Genomic DNA, 8822 nt, shown 5'->3' with positions numbered 1-8822 from the left:
GTTCATCTGGTGATACAGATGGTTCACTCAAAAGCGGTGAACAGCGCTTCATACGACCTCACGTCGCACGCCCCATTACTTGTTAGAGAATATCCAATTTAAACTATGCTTGAACATAGTTATCGCTAGTTTATGAAAGCACCATTTTGAGGTAAATCTATCTACGATAAACATCATAAAAAGCTTTTCGATTGTACACTGTATTTTTATACAGTTATAATTCATTTGTGTTAAAACAACAGTGTTGTTTCTCGTTATGTAATTGCGAAAATTCTCGGTTTTACCTAAAGAATAATGCTATCTAGTGGTTCTTCGCAATCAAATCTAGCGATTAGCTTAAGGCTACGAATATCCCGCCAGTGCCGTTTATTTCCGTTTTTTGATTCACCGCCAAAACGAGTTAACGCTCTGGCTGCCAGATAGCAAGTAAAATCAAAGGATTATTTATATTCGCTATGCTTAATGCTATAAATAACCTTTGTTTTAGTTTTAAGCGTTATACGCTTAAATGGAGAGTCGAGTGAAGTCGAAGCCAGGAATCCTATATTTAGTTGTTGTTGCCTTAATTGCTGTGGCCACTGCTATTGCCCATATGTCTTGTATATTCCTAGGGCCTGAATGTTTTTCTGCTCAAATGGCTCCCCCTCAAGTTATTGAATCCGCTAAAAATGGGACTTGGTTAGCGCCAGTTGGAACCATATTTATATCGGCCATCTTCTTGGTTGTCGGGCTATATGCGTTATCTGGTGCAGGCATTATTAGAAAGTTACCTTTGCTAAAGCTTGGTATTTATACAATTTCAACACTTTGTATTATTCGTGGAGTATTACCTTTACAGCTTTGGATACGTCACCCAGAGAAGGTTAATTCAATTGTTTTTTACACTGGTGTAATTTGGTTAGTGACAGGTTTGTTATTTTTATTTGGCTATCTTTTAGTGCAAAAGTCAGCGTATAACAAACAAATTATGGCAGGGACGCGCAAACAACGCGCGCCCCATATTTGAAGCGTTATAAGCCTTTAGGATACCGATGAAACTTTTCGAGTTTTTAGCTCAAATGAAAGAAGAAAAATTTCCACTTCGCATAGATTACCGTGAACATATCGGGTGCGTTGATGTGGAAGTGGAAGCATTTTCAGAACGTTGGGTTGTCTCCTTCGATGAAGACGGTTTCGTTGATTTTGTCATTTATAAAGATATAAATGCACCCGACAATGAAAATGCTGATTTACTAGAATCTTTGTTTAATCGTCCCCAGCAAGCTTGGATAAATGCAGCAAAAGACTTGGGTATAGAATTTATATCGCCATACGAGTTTATTGGCTCAGATGGTGAAGAATATCAAATTACAGGTTTACTCCCCCAGTTTGGTGGTAAAAACGGTACATTGATTACATCTCGTAAAGATGATGATGAAGCTTGTTTTGAAGCAAGCAAATTAGATGGCTTTCAAGGCACGGGACTTAATCCTACATACTACGATAAATATGATCGTGACAATGTCATTGAAACTTTGCGAGACTGGGCATGGAACTCGAAAGAATCAAAACCAGAATGGTATGGTGAATAGGCTTATAATTTATTGGAATCAGGGTAAACTTTTATAAAAAGTAAATTGAAACACTGGCTTTTCTAAATCATTTCTGTCCACAAACGAGTTAGTAACGCTTGCAAAAGTCTAAACTCAACTCTGAACTTGAGGCCGTTGAAGAAAATAGCGTGAAGCACACATGGATGTGAGCTTAGCTTTCGCGGTACAGGATGTACCATCGGAAGCGTTAGCATTTTCGAATAAGGCCGAGGCAAGATTCAAAAGAGCCCAAAAGCTGGATTCAACCACGTCGCGAAATTATCGCTTTTCAGATAATTTTGATGTGGCGGCTGGGAGTTCCAAGAGGGAGCAGCCGTTGGTTTCCTCTTGGTCTGGTGTGGGCGAAGCGCCACGACGTTAGTGGCCGCAGGCCATAAAACCTAAATCAAAATCATAAAAAACAGCTGGATTCCGGCTCACAAGCATTACCGGAAAGACGTAAAATAGAAAAATAGATAAATAGATAAATAGAAAAACTAACTGCTCACATTCAAAAGCTAAAAAACAAAAAACGATCAACAAAAAAGCGAATCCGAAGATTCGCTTTTTTGTTAGTAAATATCACTAATTACTTGTGATATTTACCTGACAACTCATGCACAGAATTGATAAATGCACCAGCATGTTCAGGATCAACATGTTGATGAATACCATGTCCTAAGTTAAATACATGGCCAGTACCTTCACCATAACTTGCTAGAATTTGATCAACTTCTTGATGAATACGCTCTGGCGTAGCATACAACATTGATGGGTCCATGTTACCTTGTAACGCCACTTTATGACCTACGCGACGACGAGCATCACCAATATCAACAGTCCAATCTAAACCTAATGCATCACAGCCTGTTTCAGCCATAGACTCTAACCATAATCCGCCGCCCTTAGTGAACAAGGTAACTGGCACTTTACGGCCATCAGCAAAACGAGTTAAGCCATCAACAATTTTTTGCATATAACGTAATGAAAACTCACGGTAAGCGTGGTGTGATAACGCACCGCCCCACGAGTCAAATATCATTAACGATTGTGCACCGTTAGCCACCTGAGCGTTAAGATATAACACTACTGAGTCTGCTAACTTATCTAATAACATGTGTAATGCAGCAGGTTCTGCATACGCCATACGCTTGATTTTTTCGAAGGTTTTGCTTGAGCCGCCTTCAACCATGTAAGTGGCCAAAGTCCAAGGAGAACCCGAAAAACCAATTAACGGCACAGAGCCATTCAGTTCACGACGAATCGTACTCACTGCACGCATTACATAACCCAATTCATCTTCTGGATCTGGAATACATAATTTTTTGATTGCATCGATAGTATCCGTTGGACGTTCAAAACGCGGACCTTCACCTGCTTCAAAATACAAACCTAAGCCCATTGCGTCTGGCACGGTCAGGATATCTGAGAATAAAATCGCAGCATCTAAGTCATAACGACGTAACGGCTGTAAAGTGACTTCGCAAGCCAATTCGGCATTACGGCATAAAGACATAAAGTCACCCGCTTGAGCACGAACTTCTTTATACTCAGGTAAATAACGTCCTGCTTGACGCATCATCCATACTGGAGTGACATCAACAGGCTGCTTTAGCAACGCACGTAAATAACGATCATTCTTTAATTCTGCCATGTGGACTTTGTTCCTAGACTGTTATGATTTTTGCTGGGCGTTAGTTTAGCACTTACGCGATTAATGTAACCACTCATGCAGAATTTATGTGAGCTATTCCTAAATCTATGGTCGATTTTATTAACACAACCGCCACTATGCTCACAAAACACACAATACTGATGTGTAAATCGCAATTTATTGGATTAAAAGTTGCGTCGCGTTAAGTGGTTTGGTATAAAAAGTGTGCGCTAGCAAGAACAATCAAGAAGCCCGACAAATCGAGCCTTTGAAAACTTCGTTACCCCGTGATGGCATGCCATCACGGGGTTTTTTATTATCCCACTCCAAGACCCCTGTCCTTTTCATCCCCAAAGCAAGCTCGTCGATAAGCAAATAAAAATAAAACAGTTGATCGCAATACACTTTGTCCAATACATTAGTTGTAACAGAATGGCTGCCAATTAGAGAGAAGACATGCTAACAAAACTAGAAAAAGCAGAAAAACGCTGGGGCGGTTCTCATAATTTAATCGATCAATGGCTTAATCATCGCCGCAAATTATTAATCCAATATTTTATCGTTGCCGGATTAGCACCCTATTCTCGTAGCGAAAAATCACTTCCGAGCATGGATCAAGTGAAACAATTTTGTGCCCAATTAGTTGATTATGTCTCAGAAGGTCACTTTGAGGTTTACAACAACGTTATTAAAGCTTGTGAGAAGTTTGGTGAAACGAGTATCGAAACAGCCAACGCCTTATTACCGCTAATTAGCGAAAGTACTGACACGGCATTGGATTTTAATGATAAATATACCGACGCATCTGACGAACAAGTGCTGTATCAACTCGACAACGATTTATCACATTTAGCACAAGCGATGGAGTCGCGTTTCGAATTAGAAGATCAGCTGCTAGAATTGCTATATCAACGCCTTCCTTAATTGAGCCAGCCCATTAAAAAGTGCGATTAATTGACGCACTTTTTAATACGGTTAACTTGATTGCAGCAAACATTATTGCCGTTTATGCCAGTTTTCAGGCAACTCAACTTGTGACCACAAATGTTGACATAAATCTTGCGGCTGATGCCAATCGCCCATTTTTAACCACTCCACTAATGCATCGCCTACCTGTGGATACGCAATAGGCTTAGGTGACGGGCTTTTTAACCAACGCTTGAGCACGGCAGGATCTAAAGTTTGCATACTTTCTGCCGCAGCAAGTAATTCTAACGCCGCAACGTTAGCAGATTGCTCAAACTGACCCTGTAACGGTTTCACCAATAACTTTTTACCTAACGTCATCGCCTCACTGGCCAACTCAAAGCCAGCATTGCCAATCACCCCACCACATTGAGCCATGTGTTGTTTAAAGCCTTCACGATTAAAACCATGCCAATGAATATGATCTGCTAATGGTTTTAATGGTTTAGTGCTGTGGTAAACAGAAAAGTGATATTGATCAAATGGGGCTAAAAAGGCAGCTATACGATCAGGCTCTTCAAAGGGTAAATAGACTAAAATTTGGTGGCTATGATCACCACCATTGGGCCACACCTCCACAAATGGAGGTAAAATAGGAAAGCCAAAATGATGCCAATGACAACCTAAAGCGATGTCAACGGGTGCAAAATGGTTGAGCAGAAATTCATTAAACCAGCTGTTACCTTGTTTAGGGACTGGATACTGTAATGCTGCTTGATGACTAATGGCGATTGACGGCACATTTTGTTGTTTGGCCGCCCAAGCACTCACAGGTTCAAAATCGTTTAAAACTAAATCATAACCCGTTAAATCGAGCTGCTTAATTTCAGATAAAATGGGAGTGGTTAAATTGTATTTGGCGGTTTTAACACAATTAACACGACCATTTTCGGTTACGAAAGTCATACCATTACGGGTCTGATAATCGCCAAAGCATTGCATATCAAAGTAGTGCTGTGGTGTTCGGCCTGAAAAAAGAAAATCGACATCGATATTATGTTGCTTAAGCGCAGTAGACATTACGCGTGCGCGGCTGATATGGCCATTCCCTGTGCCTTGAACTCCGTACAAGATTTTCATATTGCCTTACATCCCTCAACGGCTTAATGATCAAGATTAAAACGCTGTACTTCTTTCTACATAAACAGTTACTACATGAAGAGTGGCTACGCGAACCTTTACCACATGTACTGTGACGGCATGAGCGATTACTTCATGAGCGTTCTTAACATAAGCTTTACAGCATCAGTTGATCGACCAGAAATACCGAGCCGATCCCCAACCCAGCGCCAGCCATAATATCCACAGGATAATGAACTCCCAGAGCGATACGCGATGAGCCAACAAAACAAGCCCAAGCAAACGCAATCGGTGCTAAGGCAGGAAACACCAGATTCACCACGCTAGCAAACACAAAGGCGCCAGCAGTGTGCCCTGAAGGTAAGCTAAATTTATCCGACGGTTCAAAACCAGACTCAAACCCAGCTAACGCATGGCAAGGACGATGACGTCGAATGCTATTTTTCAGCAGTAAATACAACGGAAACTCAACCAAGAAACTCCCCAACACTAAATTAAAAAAGTGTTGACCGTTGGGATGAAAAAACAATAGCGCAACAGATAAATAAGCATAATAGTGGCCATCACCGGTTGCAGATACACGTTTAGCAGCCTGACTTAGGCCGTTATCTCGACTAAATTGCACTATCCAATAAAACCAATATTTATCTAACTGGCTGATACTCTTCATGCCTGACTCCATGTCAAACGTCGGTAATATCATTTAGCTAATATTCATCCGACTAAAGTTATGTATTTGTTAACAGTTTAGATAATAGACAGAGGTAATGAACACGAGGTGACAGTTAGCCTAAAGTTTTATGACACAGCCCAGAGTTGAGTTTCACGTTAGAAATAACCATAAATTCGAGAATAAGCATAAATTAGCGAATAACCATAAAGAAGCTTAACGGCTGATGTTTACCCGCGAGGTCACTTCAACTGAGAATAAGAGATGGGATAAATCGATAACAACGGTTTTATTTAAAATCGGCACTATGTGCTTGCCATTGATGTTACTCACAAGATGTATTGACTCGTCAATAGAGAGCTTATTGTGGGCCATTAAAACGCAGACAGGGGAATACAGAGCGGTTTGATAGCCATTTATTGCTTTAAATCAAAGCGATTTAAAGCAATAACCCCTCAAGTTTGGCTTGAGGGGTTATTAATCGCGACCGTGTTATCGTCATTCACTAACACGATAACTTAATATGACTCGTGCAATTATGCAGTTTGTGGCTGTGCACCTTTATTACGATAAATCTTAATTAAGTGAAAAATGTTAATGCATGCAACAAAGGCATTCATGCCCGCTACTGGCCATGCTTCGATTGCATATCCGTAGGCGACAAAAAAAGAACAGCCAATAAAGTTTAACCATCTTAGTAAAACGATGTCTTTCATCATTAGTGAAATGGCAACCATAACGGATGCGGCATAGCCTAATACTTCAATAATATTGATATTTTCCATAAGAACCTCTGTTTCAGGCTCTCTGCCTTCCGTATGCGTAACGGGGGTTCCGTGCCCCTAAAGCTAGTATTATTTTGTAAACTAACATTAATAAATCTAGCAATATGCTAACAAACTGTAGAGCAAAAATGTAATTAAAAAACGTATTAGGATGACCTAAATCAACATATATCGACTAATTGGTTCAATTTGAAAGAAAATTACTTACAAATTTGATCCCTGTTCTCTATTTAGGCCAATGCGTCATCTGCACATAAGTCACACCATAAGTTGATTTATAACAATCCAGTGATTGATAAGGCTTTTATTTTCATAAAAAGCTCATATAATTCATTTAACTTTGCTTTACCCAGCAATTTACCTTTGCTGTCCAACAGGAGTGAAATATGGAATACAACACCTCAGAACTCTGCGACATGTATATAGATGTAGTCGATGTCGTCGAACCAATGTTCAGTAACTACGGTGGTTGCAGCTCCTTCGGTGGCTCAATCAGTACAATTAAGTGTTTTGAAGATAATGGCCTGATTGCTGAAGCTTTAGAAGAAGACGGTGAAGGTAAAGTATTATTAGTTGATGGTGGCGGATCGTTAAGACGTGCGCTACTCGATGCTAGAATTGCTGAAATTGCTGTAGCCAATAATTGGGAAGGTATTCTCATTTACGGTTCAGTACGTGACGTTGACGCTCTTGAAGAACTTGATATTGGTATCCAAGCGCTTGCTTCGATTCCTGTCGGTGCTGAAAGTAACGGTGTGGGCGAAATCGAAATTCCAGTTAATTTTGGTGGCGTGACCTTCTTACCGGGTGATCATATCTATGCTGATAACACGGGCGTTATTCTGTCTCCAGAACCATTAGATATTGAATAACCCCGTCATAGCCAATTTAGCTTTGTAAAAAGCTGGCAGACAATTCCTTTAAAAACCAGCTATGCTGGTTTTTTTGTGGCTGTAATTCGGAGAATCACCATGTTTAGCGCATTTACTCAGCAGCATTGCGATGCATTATTAAGTTTACGCCCTAATGAAACCAAAATAGGCCAACAGGTTTATCTGGCATCGGCTGAACTGTCATTAGCGCAAAATGCACAACAGGCTAAATCCAGTGGCGCCCAGTTTGCCATTATTGCCATTGCAGAAGATGTGGGACCACGAGCTAACCTCGGCCGAGGCGGCGCTGATGATGCCTTTATCGCTAGCATCAAACAGTTGATTAATTTACAGTCCAATCGATTTCTTAATGGTAACGAATGTGCCATTTTAGGCCAGATCAGTCTTGATACATCAGTATCCACAACCGCTACCGTTGAGCAATTACGCCAAGCAACCGCAAAATTGGATGACATCGTCATTGCTGCAGTAAGTGAAATCATGCAAGCAGGATTAGAACCCATCGTTATCGGCGGCGGCCACAATAATGCTTATGGTTTATTAATGGCAACAAAAGCCACTACAGGCCTACCTGTCGCAGCCGTCAACCTCGATCCACACAGTGATTTTAGACCACGAGAAGGTCGCCACAGTGGTAATGGATTTAGTTATGCCGCCGCCAATGGCGCACTCGACCATTATCATATTCTCGGCTTGCATGAATTAAAAAATAGCGAAGAAACCCTAGAACAACTGAGCCTGTTTGGCGCTACATGGAACAGTTTTCAACAAATTTGGATCCGGCGTGAACTGTCGCTAGAAACCGCATTAAAACAAATCGCTAAATCATTAAATCAAACCCAACTGCCCGTCGCATTAGAGCTCGATGTCGATGCGATTGCCAATATGCCCAGCAGTGCAGCGACTTTTGCCGGTATATCGATACTCGATGCCTGCCATTATGTGCATTATATTGCTAGGCATTGTCCATGCCATTACGCTCATTTTGCAGAAACTGCCCCAGCATGTCATCACGCGGGTTTAGAAGCGGGTTACCGCGATGCAGGTCAAGGTCTCAGTGAGTTAATTTATGCTTATCTTCAGGGTCGATTAACCGGTCTGAATTAGAATCAGCTACGGCTATTCATTAAAGGCTAATTTTATGCTCTAATGCAGGCAATTTTTTAGCCTTAACTGCTGCTTTTTATTGGGGCTAATCGACGC

The 8822-nt window shown here is 41.0% G+C and carries 9 protein-coding genes; 5 read left to right on the top strand and 4 right to left on the bottom strand.

From position 1 onward, the window contains the following. The first annotated feature begins 520 nt into the window (after positions 1 to 520). Together AAEY99_RS17340 and AAEY99_RS17335 are read left to right on the top strand one after the other, a co-directional pair. On the top strand, positions 521 to 1006 hold the full coding sequence (locus AAEY99_RS17340; RefSeq protein ID WP_351011369.1) for a hypothetical protein: 486 nt from the start codon (positions 521 to 523) through the stop codon (positions 1004 to 1006). Positions 1007 to 1031: 25 nt separating this feature from the next. Then, positions 1032 to 1571, top strand: coding sequence for a hypothetical protein (locus AAEY99_RS17335; RefSeq protein ID WP_351011367.1), 540 nt, complete (start codon positions 1032 to 1034; stop codon positions 1569 to 1571). A gap of 589 nt (positions 1572 to 2160) precedes the next feature. On the opposite strand, the gene hemE is transcribed toward AAEY99_RS17335, so the two are convergent. After that, a complete protein-coding gene (gene hemE / locus AAEY99_RS17330) occupies positions 2161 to 3225 on the bottom strand; it encodes a uroporphyrinogen decarboxylase (RefSeq protein WP_101086245.1) in 1065 nt (354 codons plus the stop codon). 456 nt (positions 3226 to 3681) lie between these two features. Here hemE and rsd point away from each other — a divergent pair, with 456 nt between their 5' ends. Continuing rightward, positions 3682 to 4149 (top strand): sigma D regulator, encoded by a 468-nt coding sequence (rsd, locus tag AAEY99_RS17325; RefSeq protein WP_162022219.1) that lies wholly within the window; start codon positions 3682 to 3684, stop codon positions 4147 to 4149. Positions 4150 to 4221: 72 nt separating this feature from the next. On the opposite strand, the gene AAEY99_RS17320 is transcribed toward rsd, so the two are convergent. The 3 genes from AAEY99_RS17320 to AAEY99_RS17310 all read right to left on the bottom strand — a co-directional run bounded on the left by AAEY99_RS17320 (position 4222) and on the right by AAEY99_RS17310 (position 6726). Then, complete coding sequence (locus tag AAEY99_RS17320) at positions 4222 to 5271, bottom strand: MJ1255/VC2487 family glycosyltransferase (RefSeq protein WP_351011365.1); 1050 nt, start codon at positions 5269 to 5271, stop codon at positions 4222 to 4224. A 157-nt stretch (positions 5272 to 5428) separates the two neighbouring features. Further along, entirely contained in the window at positions 5429 to 5941 is a 513-nt protein-coding gene (locus AAEY99_RS17315; protein WP_182745125.1) for a phosphatase PAP2 family protein, read from the bottom strand. A gap of 536 nt (positions 5942 to 6477) precedes the next feature. Further along, positions 6478 to 6726, bottom strand: coding sequence for a YgjV family protein (locus tag AAEY99_RS17310; protein ID WP_101086249.1), 249 nt, complete (start codon positions 6724 to 6726; stop codon positions 6478 to 6480). A 386-nt stretch (positions 6727 to 7112) separates the two neighbouring features. On the opposite strand from AAEY99_RS17310, the gene rraA reads away from it, so the two are divergent. After that, a complete protein-coding gene (gene rraA, locus AAEY99_RS17305; protein WP_101086250.1) occupies positions 7113 to 7598 on the top strand; it encodes a ribonuclease E activity regulator RraA in 486 nt (161 codons plus the stop codon). 93 nt (positions 7599 to 7691) lie between these two features. Further along, positions 7692 to 8726, top strand: a complete 1035-nt coding sequence (locus tag AAEY99_RS17300; protein ID WP_502959509.1) for a formimidoylglutamase — start codon at positions 7692 to 7694, stop codon at positions 8724 to 8726. Positions 8727 to 8822 lie beyond the last annotated feature (96 nt).

Origin of the sequence: Shewanella sp. S1-58-MNA-CIBAN-0166 (assembly GCF_040310085.1) — a bacterium.
Lineage (GTDB): Bacteria > Pseudomonadota > Gammaproteobacteria > Enterobacterales > Shewanellaceae > Shewanella.
Note: the sequence above shows the minus strand (reverse complement) of the source record. Positions and strands in the feature narration are given on the sequence as shown.